Origin of the sequence: Herbaspirillum huttiense (assembly GCF_004367745.1) — a bacterium.
Taxonomy (GTDB): domain Bacteria; phylum Pseudomonadota; class Gammaproteobacteria; order Burkholderiales; family Burkholderiaceae_D; genus Herbaspirillum; species Herbaspirillum huttiense.
This window is the reverse complement of the sequence record NZ_CP037993.1, coordinates 1,030,868-1,055,545: the sequence shown is the minus strand read 5'-3', so window position 1 is coordinate 1,055,545 and position 24,678 is coordinate 1,030,868. Positions and strand designations below refer to the sequence as shown.

Below are 24,678 nucleotides of genomic sequence, written 5' to 3'. Positions count from 1 at the left end.
CATGGATGCAAGCACTTTGACCCGCCAGAACGCCCACACCGACACCAGTCCCGCCCTGCCCCCGCGCAGTGCGGCAGCCAGCCTGGGTGCGCTGCTCAAGAAAAACCCTTCGCTGTTCACCTTCGTCCTGATCCTGCTGGTGGTGGTGACGGTGGCCCTGATCAATCCCGCCTTCTTTCAGCTGGCGGTGCTGTTCGACATCGTGCGCGCCTGCACCACGCTGGGCCTGTTTGCGCTGGGCGTGATGATCGTGCTGGCCGCCGGTGGCATCGACGTCTCCTTCGCGGCCATCGCGGCGCTCACCATGTATTCCATCACCAAGGTCGTGATGACGTATTTCCCGGAGACGCACATCGCCGTCATCCTGCTGGCCGGTGCGGCCGGCGGCACCGCGCTGGGTGTGCTCAACGGGCTGCTGGTGGACTGGCTCAAGGCGCCCTCGCTGATCGTCACCATCGGTACCCAGTATCTCTATCGCGGCATCCTGCTGACCTTCGTCGGGACCGTGTTCTTCATGAACGTGCCGCATGCCATGGATCAGTTCGGCAAGCTGGCCCTGGCGCGGCATGACACGGCCAGCGGCCTGCACGCCGTGCTGCCCGCCACCGTGCTGGTGCTGGTGCTGGCCAGTGCGCTGACCTGGTGGCTGCTCAACAAGACCCTGATGGGGCGCGCCGTCTACGCCGTGGGCGGCAGCCTGGCCATCGCCGAACGGCTGGGCTACAAATTGCGTTCGGTGCATCTGTTCGTGTTCGGCTATGCCGGTTTCCTGTCAGGACTGGCGGGCATCGTGCACGTCTCCAGCACACGCCTGGCCAATCCCTTCGACCTGGTGGGCAGCGAGCTGGATGTGATCGCCGCGGTGGTCCTGGGCGGTGCGCGCATCACGGGCGGCCATGGCAGTGTGGTGGGTACGCTGCTGGGCGTGCTGCTGGTGACCCTGATCAACAACGTGCTGATCCTGGCCGGCGTGCCCAGTACCTGGCAGAAAGCCATCATTGGCGGCTTCATCGTGCTGGCGGGAGCGGTGTTCGCGCTGCGGCGGGAGAAGTAGAATTTCCCGTTAAAAATACTCACCAATTCTCCCGCCCATCTTTTTTTAAAAAATATTTTCAAATCACTGCATCCAGATCGGCTCCTCGCGGGTAGTACCTCATGTCAGCCCCGTTGTCGCGCATGCGGCGGCGGGCTGCACGAGACAACCATCCATTTCAAGAAACAAGGAGCCCATCATGCAAACTGCCATCCTGTCTACCCGTTCCCTCCGTATCGCCCTGCCCCTGGCCGCGGCCCTCACGCTGGCGGCCTGCGCGCCCATGTCGACCATGTATTCGCAGGACAGCCTGCCGGACGCCGTCAAGGTCCCGGCCGGCAACAAGGTGGTCCTGCAGACCGTGGGCGTGGGTGAGATCCTCTATGAATGCCGCGCCAAGAAGGACATGCCCGGCCAGTTCGAATGGACCTTCGTCGGCCCCGATGCCGTGCTCAAGGATCGCAGCGGCATGCAGGTCGGCCGTTACTACGGCCCGCCGGCCACCTGGGAGAGCAGCGACGGTTCCAAGGTGACCGGTGCGCAGGTCGCGGTGGCCCCGGCTGGCACCGGCAATATCCCGCATCAGCTGGTCAAGGCCAATCCGGCTACCGGCATGGGTGCGATGACGCAGACGACCTATATCCAGCGCGTCGCCACCAAGGGTGGCGTGGCACCGGCTGATCGCTGCGACATGGGTTCGGCGGGTGCCAAGCAGAAGGTGGGCTATCAGGCCGACTATATCTTCTGGAAGGCTTCCTGATGCGAGCGTAATCCACGCCATAACCTCGCTATAATCCAGGTCACCCCGGCCGGACGTTCCGGCCGGGCAACCTGCGACCGGAGCCTGATTTCGCGTGACTGACGTCCCCGCCTCCTTCGATCATGAAGCCGCCCTGCTGGCCTGCGCGCGCGGCGAGCGCCGTGCATTGCAGGCGCTTTACGAACACGAGGGCCGCACTCTGCTGGGGGTGGCCTTGCGCATCGTGCGTGATCGCGCACTGGCCGAGGACGTCCTGCATGACGCCTTCCTCAATCTGTGGAACCGCGCCGCCAGCTTCGACCCGGAGCGCGGAGCGGCACGCGGGTGGATCTACACGGTAGTACGCCATACGGCACTCAATCGCATCCGCGCCATGCAGCACGAAGTCTCCGCCGGTGATGACCTGGAAGAACTGGCCGACCGCGCCGAGCCCGCCGTGGATGCACCCGAGTGGCAAGCCGACCTCGGCCGGCTGGACGAGTGCCTGGGCCAGTTGAGCGATGCCAAACGCGCCAGCATCGTCTACGCCTATGTCGATGGCTGCACCCATGGCGAAATCGCCGAGCGCCTGCAAGCGCCGCTGGGATCGGTGAAGGCATGGATCAAGCGCGGCCTGGCCGCGCTGCGGGAGTGTATCGGATGAATGCATCACACGATGAACTGCAATGGCTGGCGGCCCAGTACGTGCTGGGCACGCTGCCGCACGCACAACGCCAGGCGGTGGAGCAGCGCCTGGCCACGGACGGCGCACTGCGTGCCGCCGTCGATGAATGGGAAACCAAGCTGCATCCGCTGACCGCACTGGCCGAGCCGGTGCAGCCCTCGGCCAGCCTGTGGCAGCGCATCGAGCGCAGCCTGCCCATGCCGGCCCCGGTACGTCAGCGTGGCGGCTGGCATGCATGGTGGGAGAGCGTGCAATTCTGGCGCTGGAGCACCGGCGCGGCGCTGGCCTGCTCGGTGCTGCTGGCCGTGCTCATGCTGCGTGCCGAGCCGCCGACGCGTGCGCCGGCCTACATGGTGGTACTGGTGGCGCCGCAGGACAAGGCCCCCGGCTGGGTGGTACAGACCGGTGGCAGCGGCCGCCTCAACCTGATCCCTCTGGGCGTGGCCACCGTGCCGCAGGAGAAGGCGCTGCAATTCTGGACCAAGGGGGCCAACTGGAACGGCCCGGTCTCGCTGGGCATCGTCAAGCCTGGCAAGACCCAGGAAGTCCCGTTGGACAAACTGCCACCGCTGCAGCCGGACCAGCTCTTCGAGATCACCCTGGAGCCGGGTACCGGCTCGCCCACGGGCCGTCCGACCGGCCCCATCCTCTACATCGGCCGCGCGGTCAAGGTCACTTCCTGAGACCGGCGCGATGGCGCATGGCGTGAGCCAATCCGCGTGGCAGCGAGGACTGGCGAGATTCGTGGATGGCGCGCATCAGTTGCGATGCGCGTTTGTACCGCGCGCTGGGAAATCGTCGCAAAACACGATGCAAAACAATCGCCAACGAAAAAAACCGAATAAGGAGACGCGGTTTTAAATTAAGCTTGCGCGAAATAATTACTGTCTCAGCAATGAATCGCAAAGTCTTCCGGCGCGTTTCCTCCTGGAAAATTCTCCTCTGGGCCTGCACCAGCATGGTCGGAGGCGTCTTTCTGGCGCAGCTCGCGCTGACCATTTCGGAGATCCGCCACATCGACGCCTCGTCGATGCAGGCCTTGCAGCGTGCGGAAGACGCCGGACGCGCCACCGCCGATGCGCTGCGCCGGGCCGAAGCGAGTCCCTTCGAGATGTGCTCGGAGGGCGACCTCACCATCCTGCGCAACATCACCTATGCCAACAGCTATGTGGCCGACCTGGGCCGCATCGAGCAGGGCGTGGTGCGTTGTACGGCGCTGTGGGGCAAACTGGACAAGCTCACCCGCCTGCCTGAACCGCACTATCATGCGCGCGGCGGCTTCAGCGTGTGGAGCCATCAGGAAGTGCTGCAGACGCATTACCAGACCAACCTGGTGGCCCTGAACCGCAGCCTGGCCATCGCCTCGCCCTCAACCTTCGATCTCAATCGTTTCTATCAGGATGTATCGCTGCGCATCACCAACGGCAACGGCACGCACACCTATGCCGAGCGCGACGGCCTGCGCTACAACCCGGCCGGCGCGATGGACCTGCTGCCCGGCATCGACATCACCGAATGCAGCCGCGACATGGCCCTGTGCGCCCAGGCGAGCGCGCGCCTGCACTGGTTTGCGCTGGCCCAGCCCTTGAGTTTTGTGGCGCTGCTGGCGGGCAGTTTCCTGCTGGGTGCGCTGGCCTACCTGATGCATCTGCGCCTGCGCCGCAATCAGGGTGTGGTGGAGAAGCTGCGCGAGGGCATCGCCAATGACGAGATCGTGCTGCTGTACCAGCCCATCGTCTGCGTGCGCGACCTGAGCCTGAAGGGATACGAAGCGCTGGCGCGCTGGCGCCCGGCGGATGAACCCGAGATCGGCCCGGACATCTTCGTCCCGCTGGCGGCGCAGAACCGGCTCAGCACGGCGCTCGCGAAGGTGGTACTGGCGCGTGCGCTGCGCGAGATGCAGGATCTGCTGCAGGCCGATCCGATGCTGGTGCTGGCGGTCAATACCGAGGTGGCCGACATCGAGGATGCGGACTTCATCGAATTCGCGCTCGAACTGACGGCGACTACGCCTGGCCTGCGTCCGCAATTGCATCTGGAAGTCACCGAGCGTGCCGACATCCGTTCGGCCACTTTCACACAGAACATCGAGCTGTTGCGCCAGGCGGGCTTTGCGATCTGGATCGATGACTTCGGTACCGGCAGTGCCAATCTGTCGCATCTGTCCTATGCGCAGTTCGACGGCATCAAGATCGACCGGCTTTTCACCAGTGCCTTGAGCACCGGTTCACCGCTGCGCTCGGTGGTCCCCAACCTGCTGCGCCTGGCCACCGAGCTGGAGCTGAAGGTGGTCATCGAGGGCATCGAGACGGAAGAGCAATTGCAGCTCATACGCAGCATCGCACCGCAGATTCATGCGCAGGGCTGGCTGTTCAGCAAGGCGATGGAATTGAGCGAGGTGCTGCAGCAGCGGCAGCCTTATACGCTGGAGGAGTTCGGCCTGGCGGCGTGAACGCGATGCTTGCACTCAAGGGCTGTGGCCGTCTTTCCAGACATCGACGATGAGCACGACGCGTTTTTTGAAAATCGGGGGATAGTTTTTTACCGGTGAAGCCGCCAGTGTCTGCGCCTGCATGTCAGCGGAACAGAAAATCTCCAACGACGTCGACAATCACATTGCCCAGAAAACCGAAGCCACCGCCCGGCTTGGGCTTCCACAACAACCAAGCCAGGATAAAGACAATCACCAGAAAACCTGTCAAACGCACGTATTGCTCCGATACACAATCAATTGAAACAGCATCCTGAACTGACTCGATAAAACTATTTATATAGTTTTCACACAACGGCAAATACTAGATCAAACCCAACATCGACTTGATCGTGTTGTTCATTTCCACGTACTCGTCATAAGTCATTCGAGGATCATCATTCAGAACAACGTACACGCCATCCAGCACGGGAGTAACCAATGGGCAAACTCCTTCAAGCCTCGCGATGACTTTCTCAGGCCCATATCCTAGCGCGCGATGACAAAGCTCTAAGACCCAAAACTGAGCTGGATAAAGTGTAAATAAGTTGTTACGGCCATCGACATTTATTTCCTTATTTTCTCGAAGCTTTGACCTGCGTCGGTTGCTTATAGCAACTTCCAGCACCTCATATCTATAAAATCCTCGCGACTTAAACTAGTCCGTATTCGCGAAGCTCCCTCTCGGTAGCAAATTCGTATTGACGGCAATTTATTGAATGCGATTTACAGGACAATATCTTGCGTTCCGACTTCTTCAACCTCTTCATTAACAAACTTAACGGCGAGGCCAAGTTCCGGCTCCCAAGTGCATTGAAAAAGCACACCGACCACTCTATCTCCCGTACCGAACGATTGCTGAATCACGATCTCCGTTGGCTTTATCAGAGATTTTAGCTGCAAAGAATTCTCGATCTTTGGACATCTCATGTCACAAAGTTCCGCGCCGACAATAGAGCGATACCGTTCATCGCGAGCTTCGAGCCATCAAAGCCGGTCCCGATGCCAACGCTCTGACTCTCGGCCTTGTAGTCACTACGGTTCTGGATATCCGATTGCGTCAAGGTCTCAGTCGTAAGGCTATTCTTGCCCTCAGCCGCAGCCCTGTCCGTGCTGGCAATCTTCGCACCCTTCAGATCGGTATTGCCCGCCACCTTGATCTGGAAACCACCATCCCCGGCCTTGATCCCCGATTGCTCATTCACGCTGGCGTAGTTGCCGTCCACGCTGCTGCGCGCGGCATTGAGGCTGCCGCTCATCTTGCCCGCGCCGACGCTGACGCTCACGCCTGCACTTTGCTGCTTGCTCTTGTAGGTGCTGGTGTCTTGCAGACTCTCGATGTTCAGATTGCCGTTGCCGCTGGTGCCCACATTCATCACGACCTGCTTGCCGCTGACCACAGCGCCCTTGATCGTCGTATCGGTGCCGGATTCGATGGTGAGCTTGTTGGCGGCATCGACGTGCGTATTCACCTGCGCCACATCATTGCCATCGCCACGGCCTCGGCTGCTGCACCGTCTGAATCGCCGACAACACCGGACTGGTAATCTGCAAGGTCAAGCCGCTCTGCTTGAACACCACATCCTGCGTATTCCGCTCGCTGTCCGTCGCCGCCAGAATGCTGATCTGCCGCGCAAGGATATCGATGTCCCCCTTGGGCGCCATCACATTGCTGCCAACCTGCTTGTAACCACTCCCCGCGCTGATGGCCACATTGCCCTCGGTACTGCCGACCGTGGACGACACCGCCGTGCTGCTGACGGTGCGGTTCTTGTTGTCCATCTCCTGTTTGCCGATTGTCACCCCGAAGCCCCCGCCGCTGAAGAGACCGCTGGTCACTTCATTGCGCACGTGCGTGCTGTCGGACTTGTCGCTGGCCGCTACGATATTCACATCACCCGCCGCCGCAATCTGCGTGCCGCGCGTGGAGACCACATTGCTGCCCGTGACGTTCACATCCTTGCCCGCCGCCACGCTGACCGTATTGCCGGAAACGGTACTGCCCGAGGCTTGCGACTGGTCCACCTGATCGCGCGTAGTCACCGTCTTCTTTGACAGCCACCCGCTGCTGCCGCTGGTCTGGTGCCCTTCATCGACCTGCTGCCGTGATTCGGCAGTGCCGAGATTGACGTTGCTGGCCGCTGCCAGATTGATGGCCCCCTTGTCGCTGGTGGCATTCAATCCCCGTGCATTGATGTCGTTGCCTGCCATCACCCGCACATCGCCGGCGGCAGCGATGGTGCTGCCGACCTCGCTGCTCATCGCTTCCTTGCGATAGTTGTTGGCATCCCAGCGCAGTGATTGGGTGGATTTCTCCGTCACCGTGTCCAGATTGACGTTATTGCCAGCTGCCAGCGTGGTACTGCCGCCCTCGCCGCTGTTGGCAATCTGCGCGCCCTTGGCATTGATGTCGCGCGCCGCCGTGGCCGTGAGCGTGCCGCCAGGATTGGTGACGTACAGGGCCGCCACCCGTTCCACGCTGGTGCGGGTCGCCTGGTCGGTGGCGGTGTCGCGCGTGGTCGTCACCAGGTTCAAGTCGCGCCCGGCGCTCACGCTGAGCTTGTCGCCGGCATCGATGGTGCCGCCGATGTTGTTCACATCCAGCGCCGCCACCACCGTTGCGTCCTTGGCGGTGAGACGGCCGCCATTGTTGTTGATGGTCGCCGCATCCAGGGTCAGCAGGTTGCGGCCGGCAATGGTGCCGCTGTTGTTGGCACTGTCGCTGATCTTGAGATTGATGCTGTCGGCCGCCAGCAACGCACCGTGGCCGTTGATGTCGCCGTCTTTCAGGCGCACGTAGAGTTGCGGCACCAGCGCCCTGGTCGTGCTGCCGTCCGGCAGGACCACGTCCTTCTCCACCAGCAGCACCACGTCGGCGGTGAGCGCAGCGATCTGGGCGGCGCTCAGTTCCACGCCGACCTTGAGGTTGTACTGCCTGGCCACGGTCACCCCCGCTTCCAGCAAGGCGCGGTATTGCGCCTCATCGGTGCTGTAGCCGTCGAGGAAGCGGCGGCCGGTCAGTTCGGCCACCTGTTCGCGTACCAGCTTCTGTTCATAGAAACCATCGCCCAGGCGCTTCTGCGTCAGGGTCGGGTCCACGTTCAGCTGCTGCAGCATGTAGTCCGACGAGAGCCAGGTGCGATAGTTGGTGAAGCGCGGATCGCTTTGCACCAGGTAGTGCAGGGCCGGGTTGGTGTTGATCGAGAACAGGCTGTTGTCGGGCAGACGGATCGCGCCTCCGCCACCAATGGCCAGCGCCACGCCCGGCACACGCACGCCATTGGCCATGGCGGCGTTGTTCAGCCGGCCCACCTGCGTGCCACTGCCGGCCACGGCCGTGTTCTGCTGGTAGACCGTGGGGGTGAGGCTGATCGCCTGCACGATCTGGCCCGGATAGTAGCCCGTGCTGGAGACGCCTTGTTCGTCGCGGCCTTTTTTCTCGATGTTGTAGAAGTGGAAAGCGGTGCCGCTGTCGGTGATGATGCGCTGGCCCGGCACTTCCGTATTGTTGAGCGTGCCGATGGCACCGGTCAGGGTGCCGCCGGCGATGATCTGGCTCTTGTCGTTGTTCAGGACGTCAGCACGGATGCGCAGGCCCTGCCCCGACCAGATCCGCGCCGGATCGCTCTGGCTGACGCGGCTTTCCTGGATGACGCGGGTGTAGTCATAGCGGTTGAAGTCATTGCCCAGCTTTACCGACGGGTTGCCGTTGGCGTCGCGCAGCCACATGTCGTCGGCTTCATCGTTGATGATGGCGACCTGGCTGTTGTCATAGCGCGTGGCTGATCCGGAATACTGGAACTCGCGCTTCTCCTCGCGCGAGACCTCCACCACCTCGGTGCTGAAATGTTCATTGGTGTTGTTGATGGTACGCGCAGACAGGTCCAGTGCGCCCTGTGCTTCGATGGTGGCACTGTTGTTGTTGACGGTTCCCGCCTGGCCCGTAGCCCGGTTGCCGGCATCCAGCGCGCCGCCGATGGCCATGTCGCCACCGGCAAAGAGCATGGCGTGTTCGCGGTTGTTGACGTTTTCTGCACCGATGTCGAGACGGTCACGAGCGGCGATCACCGGCGCGGATGTGACGCCATTGACGGTTTCGGCTTCGTTGTCCACGGTGGTGGCAGCGATGGCGACGTGGTCACCGAAGATGCGTCCGGACCCCAGGTTGCGCAGGGTCTGGGTGACGATCACCGTCTCCTGCGCGTCAATGAGGCCGCGATTGACCAGCGTGTGGGCATCAGTGGCATTGAGCTGCAGGCGATTGCCGACCAGCGTGCCGCCCGCACCGTTCATGATGGTAGGGGCCTTGATCCTGAGCAGCGTTGCGGCCTGCATCAGCCCATCGTTGGCAAGCGTGCCGCCACTGTCGATATCGATGCTGCCATTGCTGCGCACCGTGCCGCTGTTGCTGAAGCCTCCGGTCAGTTTGACGGTCGTGGCCTGCTGGCTCAATACCTGGCCATCACCGCCCAATGCAGCCGCATCAATGCTGGTGGTACCGGCATCGAGCTTGCCGCCGGTATTGGTGATGGCGAGGCTGCGGCTGTTGTTGACCGCACCGTTGCCGCTGGCGCTGTCGGCATTGCGGTCAGCGATGCGCAGCGCGCCGCCGGCCGAGACGGTGCCGGCACTGTTGTCGAGGCTGCCGCTGGCGCTGACGGTGGTGCTGTCATTGGCGAGGATGGCACCGCGCGTATTGTCGATGCGATCGGCATCGATGCTGATGCGGGTGGCACGCAGGCCCTGGCTGGTGCCGCCGGTGTCAGTGTTGGAAAGACCGGCCGCCTTGATGTCCAGGGCGTTGGCGGTTTCGATCAGGCCGCCATCATTGCGCACGCTGAGGCGGCGTGCCGGGGGCGCATCCAAGCGATCCTGAATGCTCACGCCCGCACTGGCAGAAATTGCGCCGGCACTGTTGTCCACGGACGTGGCGGCGCGAATGGCGAGTGCCTCGTCGGCACGCAGCTTGCCGCGGCGGTTGTCGATCACGTCTGCATCAAGCGTGAGGCGCTTGCCGAGCAGGCCTTGCGAAAAGCCGCTCGTCCCCGTATTGCTGATGCTGGCGGCCTGTACCTGCAATGCCGCATTGGTCTGGATCCGGCCGCCCGTATTGGTGAGTGCCAGATTGCTGCCGCTGATGGAGAGGTCACCGGCGGCGGAGATCACGCCGCCGCTGTTGTCCAGGCTGCGTTCGGTGCGCAGGGTCTGGCTCTGGCTGGCCAGCATGCTGCCGCGCTGGTTGTCGAGCGACTGTGCCTGCACGCTGATGGTCGCGCCATGGAGACCCTGGTCGCTGGCACCGGTGTCGCGGTTGTCAATGCTGGCGGCCTGCAGGTGCAGGTTGGCGCTGGTGTCGAGCAGGCCGGCCCGGTTGTCCAGGGCACCGCTGCCCAGTGTCACGTCGAGATCGCTGGTGGCCTGCAGTTTGCCGCCACGGTTGTCCAGGCTGGTGGCCGCAATGCTGGCGGTCTGCGTGGACTGGATCTTGCCGGTGTTTTCGATATGGCCGGCGGCGCTGATGCGCACCTCGCCTGCGGCTGCGCCGATGGTGCCGGCATTGCGTACGCCCACACCGGCTTCGGTGCCGACCAGCACGATCTTGTTGGCATACATGCCGCCCAGTTGCGCCACATCGATGGAGAGTGAGGGCGTGTCACCTTCGCCGTCGAGTTTCTCGACGACCTGGTTGTCGGCATTGACGCGGTTGGCCCCGGTGGTGATGCGCAGATCGCGGCTCCAGAGGCCGGCGTTGATGCGGACGGCGCGCGCGATGATGTGGGTGTAGTCGGACTGGCTGCTGTCCAGCCCCTCGCCTTGCACCGTGACCGTGCCGCGCCGGACCACGAATCCATCCAGATTGCCATTGTTCATGATGGCCGTGCCGGTCGTCAGCGTGGTGCGGCTGGCATTGATGAAACCGCAGCCGTCGCAGGTCACGCCGGACGGATTGGCGATGATGACCTGGGCACGGTCGCCAGCCACTTCCACGTATCCGCGCAGGAAACTGGGATTGGCCGAATTGACCTCGTTGAGGATCACCCCCGCAGTGCCGGTGGCCAGGTTGGGATTGCGCTGGATCCAGCCGCCCAGTCTGGTCTGCACGTCATTGCGGGCATTGTTGAGGATGGCCCCCGGCTTGTTGACGTCGAACTGGCTGTACGTATTGCGCGACACGCCTGCCGCGCTGGGCGTGGTGATATTGACCTGTGGCAGTCCGTTGGCGGTAGTCACCACCACGGCCTGTTGCGAGCGCGGTGCCGACGGATCGGCCACGATTTGGGCCTGCGCGGCAGGGAGCGTCAGCAGCTGCGCGCCGGCCAGCACCAGCACCGCGAAGGCCAGCGGCTGCAGGCGCGCAGCGTTGAGCGGCGGCACGGCACTGGTGGCCATGCCGTCCGCACCGGGTGCCGCGCCATGGCTGCGGCCCAGTTCCGACACGGCCATGAGCAGGCCGCGAGTCTTGTTGAAGATGACGCGATAACAGAGCTTGTTCATGGTTCAGGCAGAGAGGGCAAGTGGATCGGCGACGCTGGCGATCGCAGGCGTGGCAGGCGGATGCAACGCAAACCAGGCGCGCGCCTCGCGCGGATGAACGGCCATGCCATGCAGCTCCATGATGCGCATGCCGCGCTCCGCGCCACGGTGATAGAGGGTGCGCATGATGCGGGTGGCCATCAGGCGCTTGCGTACCAGCTGCATCATCAGCTTGGTGTGGCCGAAGGGCGCGATCCAGTCGAGGATCCACAGGCGCTCGCCGCTGCTCCAGTCTTCCTGCCGCATCTGTTCCGGCGAGTGCTGCAGGTAGCGCGCTTCCGCCGCCTCGTCGAGATCGGCCCAGCTCATGTAGAACACCGGCTGGCCGCGCTCGGAGACCAGCACGAAGCGGCCTTCCTTGATCGCCGGCAGCAGCAGCGTGGAGAGCGTATGCAGCGGCACATTGCGGTGGCGCGCTGAATGCAGCCACAGCCAGGCCGCCGAGCCGAAGGCGGTGGCTTCGTTGAATTCGCCCGCCAGCAGGCGCGGCGCGAGGATCTCGAAACGGGGAGCGGGTGTCATGAGCATCAGTAGGACCAGGTGAGGGAGAAGCCGGCCGTGAGGCGGGCCGTCTCAAGACGTTCAGGTTTGGAAACCGGTGTGCCGGCGAAGGCTTCCCACGACAGGCTCTTGTAGCCGCCGCGCAGGCCCGCTACCGCGCCCGCCAGGTGCTTGCCAACCAGCAGTTGCGCCGAGGGTCCGGCGACTTCGCCGTAGTCGAGGCCGATGAAGAACTCCTGGCCGCTGCTGCCCAGTGCGGCCGCCAGCTCATTGCGCACGAACCAGCCGTGATCGGCCAGCAGGGTCATCTCGCCATCGAAGCCGCGCACGGTGTAACGGCCGCCGATGGAGAAGCGTTCCTGCGGTGCCAGGGAAGTGCCATTCCATTGGCCGCGTGCGGCCAGCGTGTAGCGCAGTGCCTGTCGTCCCCATGGCGCATCGAGGCTGAAGGGCTGGCTCAGGTTGAGGTCGAGCGTGGCCAGCGAGAAACGTGCGCTGCCTTCGCCAAAGACGTCTTCCGGTGCTGGCAAGGCCGAGAATGCACCGGTGCCGCGCCGGTAGGCCAGGCTCAGGTCGAGTGCGCCATCGGCGATGAATTCACGATGTGCGAGGCCCAACTCCCAGCCGGCAGTGCGGCGGCGCTGGACCTCGATCTCGGTATCGTTGACGAAATTGCTGGCGCGCCGCAGGAAGGCCTTGGCAGAGACCGACGTCTTGCGCGAGGCATCGCGATAGACCATGCGGGCGAGCTTGATTTCGCTGGTCTCGCTCTGGCCGCGATAGAGATAGGTCTGCGTCAGGCCGGCGATGGTCTGGTGGTAGTCGCTGCTGCTGGTGGTGAAGCCCAGGTTCCAGTAGCCGAGGGGCAGCGAGTAATGCACGGTGCTGCCGCGCGATCCGCGCGGGCCGGCATGGCCGCCGCCCAGATCATGGTTGACGCTGACGTAGAACAGGTCATTGAGGGTCCACCAATTGTCATAGGACAGGGTAATGCTGCCTTGGTATTTGCCGGTGGCATCGGAGCCGCTGTCGTCGACCGAGACCGCCAGCCGCAAGGGAAAGGCCTGGCGGTAACTGATGACCAGATCGCTCTGGCCGGGCAGTGCGCCTTCGCCCTGCGCAGCTTCAAGCTTGATGTCGGCTTCGGCGGTGGGAACCCGCTTGAAATTTTCCAGACCCTGTTCGATGTCGCGCAGGTTGAGCAGCTCACCGGGACGGAGCGGCAAGGCATTCCATTGCGTGCCGCGTGGATCGGCATCGGCGGCGAAGCGTATCTGCCGCACGCGGCCCGGCAACAAGGTCAGCATCAGCACGCCGCTGTTGAGATCCTGCGGCTCGGCCAGCACCCGCGTGGTGATGTAGCCGCGCGCGACGATGGCGTTTTGCAGGCGTGTCATCAGGGCATTGATGCCTTGCACGCCCAGGCAGCGCCCGTCCACTGAGGCCTCGTCCCCTAGCAGCCAGGCGAAACGCGCCGCCTCCTCCCCCCGCAGCTCCACACGCCGGATCGGATAGCACGGTGTCTCCTGCGCAGGCAGCGGCGGTGCGGGCGCGGCCGGCTCTGCGGGCAGGCGGACGTCCGGCGTGGTTTCCTGCTGGCGGCGCAGTGCGCGTTCGCGCTCCTGCTCGCGCTGATACTGCTGCGTGGCCGGGTCGGTCTGTGCCTGCGCGTAGTGCGCCAGGCCCCACTGGCCAAGACTGAAAGCGAAGGACAAAGCGGTCGCCAGCCTGCGTGGGCGCGAAGGGCCCCGCAAGACTCCCTGAGGATCTTGTTTCATGATTTTTAGTTGTGGTTCGGGCGGTGCTGAACGGGTGCGGACCTGTCACCCCTGATGGTCCGTCTGCCTGTTTGTGGCGACATTTCCACAAGGAAAATATGCCGAGCGGCAATTTTACCCAACTTTACAGTCTCGCCAAACAAGAATTTGTTCGGCTGTTGCAAATCATGTTGATTGATGCAAAGTCACCAATAGTCCCTGAAATGTGAACTCAATGAATCCATATGGCAACGGAAACGGACTGATTGTCCTCAATGGATCAGCAGGGAGCTATATGCCCTGAGGGCAGGAAAGAGGGCCGGCGCGCAAATAATTCAGCGCAGCACAAATGCCGGGACGCGCAGCAAAACTGCGCGTCCGGAGAGATCAGGAATGGAGAGACAAAGCGCGCCGTACCAGTTCGGCAGGCGAACCATCATCACGCAAGCCAAGTCGGCGCGCGATACGGTCATCAAGTTCGGGATAGCGGCCAAACACCGCCTCCACCGGCTCTTGCGGGGCATAGCGCACAAGCGCATGGCCATCCACGCGATACAAGGCCGAGAGCGTTGCGACCACTTCCTGCATGGATAGCCGCAATACGGGCAAGGCCCAGGTGCGTTCCATGTGGCCCTCGGTATCCAGCATCGGATCCATGACCGCCGCATGCAGCAGGTTCTCCGCACAACGTTGTGCCGACATCCACCACGCAGTGGCCTGCGGTCCGACCGGCAGCGTCACGGACTCGCCCGCCGCCAGCGCATGCAACAGCTCGCTCATGAAAGCCGAGACCAATCCCGAGGCAGCACGCGGACGCGCCACGATGCCCGGCAGACGCAGCGAACGGCCATCAAGCACACCACGGCGCGTGGCATCGGCCAGCAGGATTTCGCAAGCCCGTTTGTGCGCGCCATAGATCAGCGCCGGACGCGTGGGCGTGGCCGGGGTGACCGGGTCCGGCAAGGGCGTGCCATACACCGCGATGGTGCTGGCATACACCACCACCGGCGGCGCACTCCCCGTTGCCCTGCCTTCGGCCAGCAAGTTGAACAGATCCAGCGTGGCATCCAGATTGACGCGGCGACTCGTGGCCGGATCGGCTTCGGCCGCACCGCCCGGCACCGCTGCCAGATGAAAGCAGAGATCGGCACCGAACCGTGCCAGGCGTGACTGCACCTGCGCATCCTGCAGTTCACCCTCGATGCATTCGACGGACTCGGGCAGCAAAGGCAAGGTGCGATCCATCGCCGCCAGCCGCGTAATACGCTGTTGGCCGACCTGCCCCACCTGCTGCAGCAGCTGCAGCAGGATCGCGCCGATGAAGCCGCCCGCGCCGGTGACCAGGACCCTCATGCTGCCTGCACCACGCGTTGCTGAACGATACCGAAGGGACCGGGACGGCCATCCTCGTAATGCGCCTGCATGCGCACCTCATCGCCGAAGTGCATGAAGCCGGTACGGATCTCGCCGTGATCGATCTTCTCGATCACGCGCCGCTCGGCGATGCAGGCTGAACCGGCCGCGCGCGCCACATTGGAGACCGTACCCGAGCCAATGATGCAGCCCGCGGTGAGGCGACGGCTGTGCGCCGCATGCGCGATCAGCTGTCCGAAGGAAAAATTCATTTCACCGCCGTGCGGTTCGCCAAAGCGCGCGCCGTTCCATTGCACCTGCAGGCGCATCTGCACGCGGCCATCGCGCCAGGCATCGCCAAGTTCATCGGGGGTGACGGCAATCGGGGCAAAGGCCGTCGAGGGCTTGGCCTGCAGGAAGCCGAAACCGGTCTTCATCTCATGCGGGCCGAGTGCGCGCAGGCTCCAGTCATTGAGCTGCACGACCAGGCGCACGGCCTGCAGGGCTTCGTCCGGTGTCGCGCCCATTGCCACCGGCCCGACCACCACCCCGAACTCGCCTTCGAAGTCGATGCCTTCGGCTTCGGAACGCAGCGGCACGTCCTGATGCGGTCCGAGGAAATCATCACTGGCTCCCTGGTACATCACGGGCACGGTATCGAAATACGGAATCGGCGGTGTCTTGAAGGCTTCTTCCATCAAACGTCCGTGATTGAGGAAGGCCGACGCGTCCAGCCATTGCGGTGCGCGCGGCAGCGGTGCCATGCACAGCTGCGCATCGAAGGCGATGGCACCATCAGCACGGCCTTCATTGAGGGCCTGATAGCGCTCGGCCAGGGCGGGCGTGACCTCGTCCCAGCGCGCCAGCGCATCGATCAGAGTGCGCGCGATTCGCGGCACCGGCAAGGCGGTGGCGGCATTGCGCGCGACCAGTACCAGCGCGCCATCAGGCGTGCCGTCGCGCAGAGTGGCGAACTTCATGGCTTACGCTCCCTTGGCGAGTTGGGCGGCAATGGCCGGGTCATACTCGCCATCGACCAGGATGAACAGCATGCGGCAAGGCTTGCCGGAACGATTGGCCCAGGCGTGATTGGTGCCACGCTGCACGACCACGCTGCCGGGTTTCAGGGCGACTTCGCCACGATCCAGCACCAGCGTCATCTCGCCTTCGATGACGATGCCGTAGTCCACCGATTCCGTGCGATGCATGAGCGGATGGGGCGAGTCGGTCTGCACGGTGGATGCCGAAGCTTCGCCGATCTGGCTGAAGGCTTCGTGCATCTTGCTGTTGGCGCTGGCGAGAAACTCCTCGGTGTCGGGCGGGATGTCGACGAAGCGCATGCGTGTGCCGCGCGCCGGGGGCGACAGCACCAGTGCTCCCAGGCTGGGATCAGGGCCATTGTCCACGCGCGCGGGCGTGGCACTGGTGCTCCAGACTTCATGGAACAGCGTCCCGGGAATGGCGGCCACTTCGACCACGGTCGGCAGCGGACCGTCGCTGCTGATGATGGATCGGCCTTGCGCATCGTGGCCGGTGACCACGCGGTGAATCGGGGGGAAGGACATCATGGGCTCCATTGAATCGCTTGAATCGCTTGTATTGCTTGTATTGCTTGTATTGCTTGTATTGCTTGTATTGCTTGTATTGCTTGAATCTGCTGATGCTCTCCGTGCGGCGGCGATATTCAGGTTTCGTCGAAGATCGCGACCGCGCGCGTCCAGCCGGCACTGGCGCCACGTATCTTGTGCGGGAAGCAGCTGATGGTGAAGCCATGCGCCGGCAGGGCTTCGAGGTTGTGCAGTTTCTCCAGGTGGCAGTAGCCGATGTCGCGGCCGGCCTTGTGGCCTTCCCAGATCAGGGACTTGTCGCCGGTCTCGGCTACCCGTTGCGCGGTATAGGAGAACGGTGCGTCCCAGCTCCAGGCATCGGTGCCGGTCAGGCGCACGCCGCGTTCGAGCAGGTACATGGTGGCTTCGTAACCCATGCCGCAGCCGGCACCGAGATAGTCACGGTGACCGTAGCGCGAGCCGGCGCGGGTATTGACCACGACGATGTCCAGTGGCTGCAGCACGTGGCCGATGCGCTTGAGTTCGGCTTCCACATCGGCGGCGGTGGCGACGTAGCCATCGGGGAAGTGACGGAAGTCCAGTTTCACGCCCGCCTGGAAGCACCATTCCAGCGGCACTTCATCGATGGTGATGGAGGGGCGCGCGCCGCCATTCTTTGCGTCTTGCGTGGAATGGAAATGCCACGGAGCATCCAGATGCGTGCCATTGTGCGTGGTCAGCGTGACCCACTCGGCCGCTGCGGCCTCGCCATCGGGATAATCCTCGGGCTGCGTGCCGGGCAGCATGGCCATGAATTCGGGCAGGGTGTCGGCATGCTTCTGGTAAGTGATCTTCGGGGCCAGCGGGGGCGGGTCGGAGAGCACGTCGTTTTCAAGATAGATGGACAGGTCGACGAAACGATGACGGCGACGCGTCTGCAGGGATGCGGTCATGCCAGAGCCTCTTGAGGTTGAACGGCGACCGCACGCGGCAGCCGCGAGAAACAGATCGATGCACCCACGCCCAGCACCACCGCCACCGGACCCAGGCTGCCATAGCCCCAGCCCTGCACCAGCGTGCCGCCGAGGATGGGGCCGATGGCCGCACCCGTCATCAGCATGGCGGGCGTGGCAGCCATGGCGCGGCCGCTGCGGTCCAGACGGGCCATGAGACCGAAGGCGAAGGTATGCGTGAAGATCATCACGGCAGCAAACACGGAAGCCGCCGCCGCATAAGGTGCAAAACGCAACGAACTCATGATCACCACCACCAGCAGCGCCTGCACCAGCGGACCGCCCATCAGCACGCTGCGGGCGGGCAGCCGTTTCTCCAGCAGAGCGGCCAGCGGTGCGGGCAGCAGGTTGACGAAGCCCAGCGCGATGAGCACACCGGTGACCGCTTCCAGCCCGAAGCCGCGATCACTGCCCACACGTTCCAGGAAACTGAAGGTCATCGATTGCACCAGCCCCATGCAGGCGATGCCGGCAATGCCGTACCAGACCTGGCGCGGCACCGGCTCGCGCGGCTTGGCGACACGCGGCAGGCCATCCGTCTCCGGACGGGGAAACGCCAGTGCACAAGCCAGCGCACCCATGGCCATCACCCCCGCGAAGAGATAGAACAATGCAGGACCACCCACGCTGGCGATGATCGGCGGCGCACTGCCCAGGAACAGGATGGCGAACGCGCCCAGCGCGATACCCACCAGCGCAAAGCCGCGATGCGGATTACTGCCGCGCGCGATGGTGCCATGCGTGACACTGAGCGAGAGCCCGGTGGTGATGCCGCACGCCGCATGCAGCAAGGCCAGCAGCAGGTAGTGCTGGGTCTGCGCCGCCACGGCGAACAACAGAGCCGAGAGGCCGAAGCCGATGGCCGCCTTCCAGCGCGCCGTCTCGGGATCGAAACGGGGTGCCAGCACGGCACTGGCCAGCACCGCGCCGCCCAGGAAGAGCGAGGCCAAGAGGCCAGCCTGGCGGGCATCGAAGTGGTAATGCGCCACCAGCGTGCCAACCCAGACCGGCAGCGCGACCAGGTCGATCATGCCGGCACAGTGCGCCAGCATCAGCGCAGCCAGGGCGCGCTTGGAATAGGTCGTGATCATCTTGTCTCCTCGCGTCGTACGCAGATTGCAGAAGCGTTAGTCGTTTATATTTTTTATATTGTTTAAAAATTTCAGATCGGCTGGACCAGGGCCGCGTGCGACTCGCGCATGATGCGCGAGTGCTCGTCCTTGTCGCCGCCCCCGACCTCGATCTCGCCCAGCCGGGCCGAGTTCTCCACCACCATGCGGCAACGTTCCCAGCGGCGTTCCTCGAAGGCCGACAAGGCCAGCGCTACGTTGCCGTTGCGCGCCAGTTCGTCGGCCAGCACCAGCGCATCCTCGATGCCGATGCAGGCACCGGAGGCCAGGTGCGGCGTGGTGGCATGCACCGCATCACCGATCAGCACGACGCGGCCCTGATACCACGGACGCGGCAGCAGCAAGCCTTCCAGCGGGCGGAAGATGATGCGGGCGTTGTCGTCGAGCTGGCCGCGGATGGTCTTCAAGACCGGGGCGCTGAAGTCTTCCAGCAGGCCGCGCAGGCGCGCCACGAAAGTGGCCGGATCGACGTGGTCGTTGACCGGACGCGGCTCGGTGACGAAGAGGTACATCTCGTCTTTCGACACCGGATTGACGCCGGGCTTGATCTGCGGCCCCATCCACATGGTGCAGGTGGTGATCTCCGCCGGACGCGGCAGGATGGCGCGCCACACGGCCTGGCCGCTGTAGCGCGGCTTGGGTGCGTTGGGGAAAAGATGGGCCCGCAGTTTGGAATAGAGGCCATCGGCACCGATGACCAGGTCATAGCGGCGGGTCTGGCCATCGGTGAAGTCGACCTCGACCTCGTCGCCGATCTCGCGCAGCGCCGTGAAAGTGCAGCCCAGGCGCACGTCGGTACCCGAGGCGCGGGTGGCATCGGCCAGGATGCGCGCCAGTACCGGACGCAGGATGGCACCGCCGCCGGGTACGTCGGGCGAGGCCAGGCGCGGAGTGGGCAGCTCGGCGATCTGCGGACCGTGCGGCAGGCACAGGCGCACACCGTCACCGGCCGCGCCTTCGCGCAGGAAGGCATCGAGCACCCCGAGTTGCTTGAGCGCACGCAGCGTGGCCGGGCCGAGGCTGATGCCGGCACCATAGTTGCGCCACTGGGGATCGAGTTCCACCAGGTCGACCTGGGCGCCACGGCGGCGCAGGTCAATGGCGGCCGATGCGCCGGAAAAACCGCCGCCGATGATGAGGATGCGTTGGGCTGCGAGTGTCATGGTGTCTCCTGAATCTTTTTCTTGATGAGTTGATCGTCTTCGCCGGTGGCCAGGTGCAGGCCGCCGTCGTCATCGATGCGCAGCGCCACCGGCGTGAGCGAGTCGCCCAGGCAAGGGCCTAGCGTGCACACCCCGGTGAGCGGATCGAACAATGCGCCATGGGCGGCACAGACCACGTGCTGCCCGCTGGCATCGAGATAGGCATCGCGCCGCCATGGCAGCGGTGTGCCGTGGTGCGGGCAGCTGTCGTGCCAGGCCCGCACCTGGTCGCCCCGGCGCAGCAGGAAGATGGTGGCCTGCCCTGCCCCGCTGGTATCGAAACCGCGCGCGCCGTCCTCAGGCAATTGCGTGACATGGCACAGGTACATGGCCGTCTCTCCCGCTGTACCCGGCAATCAGTGTGCTGCGCCCGGCGGCGGCGGGCCGCCCGGTGCCCACTTCTCGCGGTACTGGAACAGGAACAATTGCGAGGCATCGGCACCCATCGGTGCTTCGCGCGCGGCCCATTGATCGTCGTGCAGGTCCATGTCGGCGTCGTATTCGACGTGGCAGCCCAGCGGCGAATTGAAATACCAGAACCAGTTGCTGCCGAAGCGATGGCGGCCCGGCCCCCAGAAACTCTGGTAACCCTTCTCGACGAAACGGGTGCCGGCCAGCAGCACCTCGGTCGGGCCGCCCATGTGGAAGGTGAAGTGTTCGCAGCCTTTCATGAAAGGTGGGGTCTGGATCATGAACAGCGTGTGGTGATCCAGGGTCCCGGCCGGACGCAGGAAGGGACCCACGCCGGTGAAGCGGTCGGTGCAGACGAAACCCAGGCGCTGATAGAAGGCCTCGGCCTTGGCCGCATCCGGCACGAAATACACCACGTGCGACAGCGTGCGCGGCAGGGCTTCGCCCTCGGCGGGCAGGCCCAGCTGGTTCGGGGCGCGCTGGGCATCGCCGGGGCCGTTGACGCGTTCCGACTTGATGTCCAGCGCACGGCGCACGGTGACCTGGAAGGCCAGCGCAAAGCCCATATCGTCAACACTGCGCACCACGCCATCGCGGCGGCTGACTTCGCGGTCACGGCGCAGTTCGGTTTCGATGGCATCCAAGGTGGCGACGTCGGCCACGCCATAGACAGTTTCGCGCAGCAGGCTGGCGGTTCCCATGGGGGGTGGCAGCGTGGCGTCGTCCTTGGCGCGCAGCACGATAGCGGTACCGTCGAGGGCTTCGTAACGGTCGTTACCACCCTCCTTGAGGCCATAGTCGAGCAGGTACTGGCGGCAGGCGGGCAGATCGTCCACGCCAAAGACCAGGGCATCGGGTCCAATGATGTTCATGCGGATTTCCTTGTGATTGACTCGGTGTTTCGTTGGCGCCGTGCGCCTCAGCGTTTGGTGCGACCGCCCAGGGTCTCGGCCACCCAGTCGGCGATGACGTGGCCGGCGTTGATGGAATTATCGAAGCTGGCGTGCTGCGCGCCGCCTTCGCGGTCGGTGAAGATCTTCAATTCGCGCTTGGGGCTGTTGACCAGCTGTTCGTAGGTACGGTGCGCCCACTTCAGGGGAATCTGCGTGTCCTTCTCGCCGTGGGTGACCAGGAAGGGCACGCGGATCTTCTCGACCACGCCATCCAGATGCACGTCTTCGGCGATGCGCATGAAATCGTCGATATCCTTGGCACCCCAAACCCAGCAAACGTGCTGCCAGTAATGCGGCACGGGGAAATCGCCCTCTTTTTCCAGGCGCTTTTTCTGTACATCGCGCCAGTCGTGATTGGCACCCCACACCACGCCACAGGCAAAGCGCGGCTCCATGGCCACCACGCGCGGGCAGTAGTAGCCGCCCAGCGAGACGCCTTCACAGCCGATGCGGCTGGCATCGACATCGTCGCGCTGTTCCAGCCAGTCCACCACGTGGCGCGCCCAGTGCTCGGCATCGAAACGCGCGGTCATGCCGTGCAGGCGCAGGGCCTCGCCGGTACCGGGCTGGTCGATCACCAGCGATGAGACACCGCGCTCGGCCAGCCAGCCCGGCAGGCCGACCAGGTATTTCATTTCCTTGGTCGAATCCAGGCCATTGAGCTGGACCAGAATCGGGGCAGGACCATGTACATTGTTCGCGCGGGTATAAAGGCCGGAGATGACCTTGCCTTCGTAAGGAATCTCGACGCGCTCGCAGTTGTCACCGGCCAGCGCGATGCCGCGCTGGAACACTTCCAGGAAGCGGCGATACAGCTCAAGCCGGCCCGGTGCACCGTGACCCTGCAGGCGTTCGCAGGTCAGCAGGTAGCTGGCCGCGCGCTTGTACTTGGCACCGGCCGAGAGCAGCCGGCCGCGCGCTTCATCCTCGGCGGCCAGGCTGCAGAGCTTTTCTGCCATGTCCGCCCAGGTGGCGCGGAAGGCGGCGGTGCCTTCGGCGTCAGGCTGTTTGGCCGCCTCCTGCAGGGGGGCGCACATGGCTTCGATTTCGCCGATGCGTGCGCCCATCTCGATGGCGAGATCGACGGAAAGATTCCAGACATAGTTCGTCGGGAAGTAACGGAACATGGTGTAACTCCTTTGATGATGAGTGATACGGATGGACGGCTGCGCGGCCTCAGTGCGGGCCGCCCATCCACAGCGGCATGGCGAAGTTGATCCAGATGGCATCGCTCTTGGCCGTGTTGGCGGCGTACAGGCCGCGCTGCACGTTCATGTTGATGCTGTAGGTGCCGGCGTTGTAGGCCACGGTCGGCCCCATGGCAAAGCTGCGCATGCGGTTGCCGGTGATGTCGGCGCCGTTCTGGCGGTCATCGGTGAACTGGTTCAGATAGGAACCGGTGACGCCGACTTTCCACTTGCCGAAGTTCCAGCCACCGATGAAGTCCGCCACGTAGGCAGTGCCGGAGCGGTAATTGGTATCGCTGTTCTTGTCGTTGAAGAGCAGGCGGTTGGAGATGCCCAGGTCCAGCCCGTTGGGATCGTTGTGACGGATCGCCAGCACCGGCTGATACGAGGTGTAGCCGACCGCCACACTGGTGCGATTGGGGTCGTAGGAACCGGTCTTGAGCGCGAAGTCGAAGCCGAAGGTGACGTTGGTATGCGCGGCCACATCCCAGCGCAGCAGCAGCGGCGTGACAGTGACGTTGGAGAGGCCGTTGTGGTTCTCGCCGTGGCCCATCACTTCGGTATGCAGCGAGACCACCGGCAATACCAGTTGCGAATAAACCTTGGCACCCATCCATTCGACGCCATAGGAAGCCAGCAGGCGTGTGGTGGCCGAGAACACATCGGTCTTGAAGGGGATGGGGCGCTTGTTGCCCTTGTTGTCGTACAGGCCGTCGGCACTGCTGTAGTTGAACTGCTCCACCGCGAACAGGCCCGGGATGGGCGGCAGCGCGGCGATGTATTCACTGGTGGACCCGGTGGGGAATGGCGAAACGCCACCTTCGAAGGCTTGCGCGGACTGCATGCTGGCACTCCCGATCATGGCCACGACGGCCAGGACGGCACGATTCCCCAGCCGCCGGGCTGGTACGGTTCCTCTCTTCACTTCTGTCTCCTTGTCTCCTACCCTGCCTGGCTTGTTGTTTCGCCGTCGCGGCGTCTTGTCGGGGCCAGGCCGATCAATGGCGCAGGGCGCCACCGGCTTGCCGTGCCGGCCTTTTCTTGGATGCTTCTGCGAGGCCGTGCAGCGGATGGATGAAGGTTAAGGTCGAGGTTGATATTGATCAAATGGATTGTTTTGATTCATGATATGGACGGGATCAATACATGACCGGCCCTGCAACCCTTGCACAAAAGAAAGGCCGGCACCCGACAACGGAGACTTATCCAATGCGCTTCAACAAGCTCGACCTCAATCTGCTGGTCGCGCTCGACGCGCTGCTGACCGAACTCAACATCAGCCGCGCCGCCGAGAAGATCCACCTGAGCCAGTCCGCCATGAGCAATGCGCTGGCGCGCCTGCGCGAATATTTCGATGACGAATTGCTGATCCAGGTCGGCCGCCGCATGGAAGCCACGCCGCGCGCCGAAGTGCTGCGCGATGCGGTCAATGACGTATTGCGGCGTATCGAAGGATCGATCGCCGCCAAGCCCGCGTTCGTCCCGGCGGAGTCACATCGGGAATTCCGCATCTCGGTCTCCGACTTCAGCCTCAACGTGCTGATCCCGCGCGTGATCGCACGCGCGCATGCCGAAGGGCCGCACATTCGATTTGCGCTGATGCCGCAGGTGCAGGATCCGACCCGTTCGCTGGATCGCGCAGAGGTCGATCTGCTGGTACTGCCGCAGGAATTCTGTACGCCCGATCATCCGGCGGAGGAGGTGTTTCGCGAACGTCACGTCTGCGTGGTGTGGCGCGACAGTCCGCTGGCCAAAGGCAAGCTGACGCTGGAGCGCTACATGGAGGCCGGTCATGTGGTGATGGTGCCGCCCGGTGCCAATGCCTCCTCGGTGGAGGCGTGGATGGCCAGCAAGCTGGGCTTTGCGCGGCGGGTGGAGATCACCAGCTTCAGCTTCGCCTCCTGCGTGGCACTGGTGCAGGGGACCGACCGCATCGCCACCGTACATGGCCGGCTGGCGCGCAAGCTGGCCACGCAATTGCCGGTGGTGCTCAAGGAAAGTCCGCTACCGCTGGCGGAGATGCATCAGATGATGCAGTGGCATCGCTATCGCACCAATGATCCGGGGATCGAATGGCTGCGGCGCGTGTTTCTGGAAAGTGCGCGGGAGATGGATAAAAAAGTGGCCTGATCAAAACCTGATGGATTCATCAGGTTTTGATCG

The 24,678-nt window shown here is 63.8% G+C and carries 22 protein-coding genes; 6 read left to right on the top strand and 16 right to left on the bottom strand.

All coding sequences use genetic code 11. The annotated features are described in order from the left end of the window. The first annotated feature begins 1 nt into the window (after position 1). The 5 genes from E2K99_RS04720 (at position 2) to E2K99_RS04700 (ending at position 4,909) form a co-directional block, all read left to right on the top strand. Positions 2-1,054, top strand: coding sequence for an ABC transporter permease (locus E2K99_RS04720; protein ID WP_039789138.1), 1,053 nt, complete (start codon positions 2-4; stop codon positions 1,052-1,054). Positions 1,055-1,232: 178 nt separating this feature from the next. After that, a complete protein-coding gene (locus tag E2K99_RS04715; protein ID WP_039789139.1) occupies positions 1,233-1,793 on the top strand; it encodes a DUF3455 domain-containing protein in 561 nt (186 codons plus the stop codon). Between the two features lie 94 nt (positions 1,794-1,887). Beyond that, positions 1,888-2,436 carry a sigma-70 family RNA polymerase sigma factor gene (locus tag E2K99_RS04710; RefSeq protein WP_134221498.1) on the top strand — a complete coding sequence of 183 codons (549 nt, stop codon included), beginning with the start codon at positions 1,888-1,890 and terminating at the stop codon, positions 2,434-2,436. After that, positions 2,433-3,140: an anti-sigma factor gene (locus E2K99_RS04705; protein WP_134137231.1), complete on the top strand. Its 708-nt coding sequence runs from the start codon at positions 2,433-2,435 to the stop codon at positions 3,138-3,140. Before E2K99_RS04710 ends, E2K99_RS04705 begins: the two co-directional genes overlap by 4 nt. Positions 3,141-3,352: 212 nt before the next feature. Next, positions 3,353-4,909 (top strand): EAL domain-containing protein, encoded by a 1,557-nt coding sequence (locus E2K99_RS04700; protein ID WP_240733853.1) that lies wholly within the window; start codon positions 3,353-3,355, stop codon positions 4,907-4,909. Between the two features lie 124 nt (positions 4,910-5,033). Here the strand turns inward: E2K99_RS04700 and E2K99_RS26045 are convergent, their stop codons facing one another. The 16 genes from E2K99_RS26045 to E2K99_RS04630 all read right to left on the bottom strand — a co-directional run bounded on the left by E2K99_RS26045 (position 5,034) and on the right by E2K99_RS04630 (position 23,359). Then, complete coding sequence (locus tag E2K99_RS26045) at positions 5,034-5,165, bottom strand: hypothetical protein (RefSeq protein WP_276321817.1); 132 nt, start codon at positions 5,163-5,165, stop codon at positions 5,034-5,036. 488 nt (positions 5,166-5,653) lie between these two features. Next, positions 5,654-5,857 carry a DUF6985 domain-containing protein gene (locus E2K99_RS26195; RefSeq protein WP_406851113.1) on the bottom strand — a complete coding sequence of 68 codons (204 nt, stop codon included), beginning with the start codon at positions 5,855-5,857 and terminating at the stop codon, positions 5,654-5,656. Then, positions 5,854-6,399: a hemagglutinin repeat-containing protein gene (locus E2K99_RS26255; RefSeq protein WP_240733852.1), complete on the bottom strand. Its 546-nt coding sequence runs from the start codon at positions 6,397-6,399 to the stop codon at positions 5,854-5,856. Before E2K99_RS26255 ends, E2K99_RS26195 begins: the two co-directional genes overlap by 4 nt. 10 nt (positions 6,400-6,409) lie before the next feature. Then, positions 6,410-11,422 (bottom strand): two-partner secretion domain-containing protein, encoded by a 5,013-nt coding sequence (locus E2K99_RS04690; RefSeq protein ID WP_134221496.1) that lies wholly within the window; start codon positions 11,420-11,422, stop codon positions 6,410-6,412. Positions 11,423-11,425: 3 nt separating this feature from the next. After that, positions 11,426-11,983, bottom strand: a complete 558-nt coding sequence (locus E2K99_RS04685) for a toxin-activating lysine-acyltransferase (protein ID WP_134221495.1) — start codon at positions 11,981-11,983, stop codon at positions 11,426-11,428. A 5-nt stretch (positions 11,984-11,988) separates the two neighbouring features. After that, the gene (locus E2K99_RS04680) at positions 11,989-13,740 is read right to left on the bottom strand and encodes a ShlB/FhaC/HecB family hemolysin secretion/activation protein (RefSeq protein WP_134221494.1); all 1,752 of its coding nucleotides are present in this window, start codon (positions 13,738-13,740) and stop codon (positions 11,989-11,991) included. 366 nt (positions 13,741-14,106) lie between these two features. Further along, a complete protein-coding gene (locus tag E2K99_RS04675) occupies positions 14,107-15,072 on the bottom strand; it encodes an NAD-dependent epimerase/dehydratase family protein (protein WP_134221493.1) in 966 nt (321 codons plus the stop codon). Then, positions 15,069-16,052, bottom strand: coding sequence for a fumarylacetoacetate hydrolase family protein (locus E2K99_RS04670; protein WP_121044478.1), 984 nt, complete (start codon positions 16,050-16,052; stop codon positions 15,069-15,071). Before E2K99_RS04670 ends, E2K99_RS04675 begins: the two co-directional genes overlap by 4 nt. A gap of 3 nt (positions 16,053-16,055) precedes the next feature. Beyond that, on the bottom strand, positions 16,056-16,637 hold the full coding sequence (locus E2K99_RS04665) for a cupin domain-containing protein (protein ID WP_134224029.1): 582 nt from the start codon (positions 16,635-16,637) through the stop codon (positions 16,056-16,058). A gap of 119 nt (positions 16,638-16,756) precedes the next feature. Beyond that, positions 16,757-17,572, bottom strand: coding sequence for a cyclase family protein (locus tag E2K99_RS04660; RefSeq protein ID WP_034331966.1), 816 nt, complete (start codon positions 17,570-17,572; stop codon positions 16,757-16,759). After that, entirely contained in the window at positions 17,569-18,723 is a 1,155-nt protein-coding gene (locus E2K99_RS04655; protein ID WP_134221492.1) for an MFS transporter, read from the bottom strand. Before E2K99_RS04655 ends, E2K99_RS04660 begins: the two co-directional genes overlap by 4 nt. A 71-nt stretch (positions 18,724-18,794) precedes the next feature. Continuing rightward, positions 18,795-19,925: an FAD-dependent oxidoreductase gene (locus tag E2K99_RS04650; protein ID WP_134221491.1), complete on the bottom strand. Its 1,131-nt coding sequence runs from the start codon at positions 19,923-19,925 to the stop codon at positions 18,795-18,797. Next, positions 19,922-20,293: a Rieske (2Fe-2S) protein gene (locus E2K99_RS04645; protein WP_121044489.1), complete on the bottom strand. Its 372-nt coding sequence runs from the start codon at positions 20,291-20,293 to the stop codon at positions 19,922-19,924. Before E2K99_RS04645 ends, E2K99_RS04650 begins: the two co-directional genes overlap by 4 nt. A 27-nt stretch (positions 20,294-20,320) precedes the next feature. Then, entirely contained in the window at positions 20,321-21,247 is a 927-nt protein-coding gene (locus E2K99_RS04640; RefSeq protein ID WP_121044492.1) for a VOC family protein, read from the bottom strand. 47 nt (positions 21,248-21,294) lie between these two features. Then, positions 21,295-22,455, bottom strand: a complete 1,161-nt coding sequence (locus E2K99_RS04635) for an alpha/beta hydrolase family protein (RefSeq protein WP_134221490.1) — start codon at positions 22,453-22,455, stop codon at positions 21,295-21,297. Between the two features lie 49 nt (positions 22,456-22,504). Then, entirely contained in the window at positions 22,505-23,359 is an 855-nt protein-coding gene (locus E2K99_RS04630) for a SphA family protein (RefSeq protein ID WP_134224028.1), read from the bottom strand. Positions 23,360-23,724: 365 nt separating this feature from the next. On the opposite strand from E2K99_RS04630, the gene E2K99_RS04625 reads away from it, so the two are divergent. Then, positions 23,725-24,645 (top strand): LysR family transcriptional regulator, encoded by a 921-nt coding sequence (locus E2K99_RS04625; RefSeq protein ID WP_134221489.1) that lies wholly within the window; start codon positions 23,725-23,727, stop codon positions 24,643-24,645. Positions 24,646-24,678 lie beyond the last annotated feature (33 nt).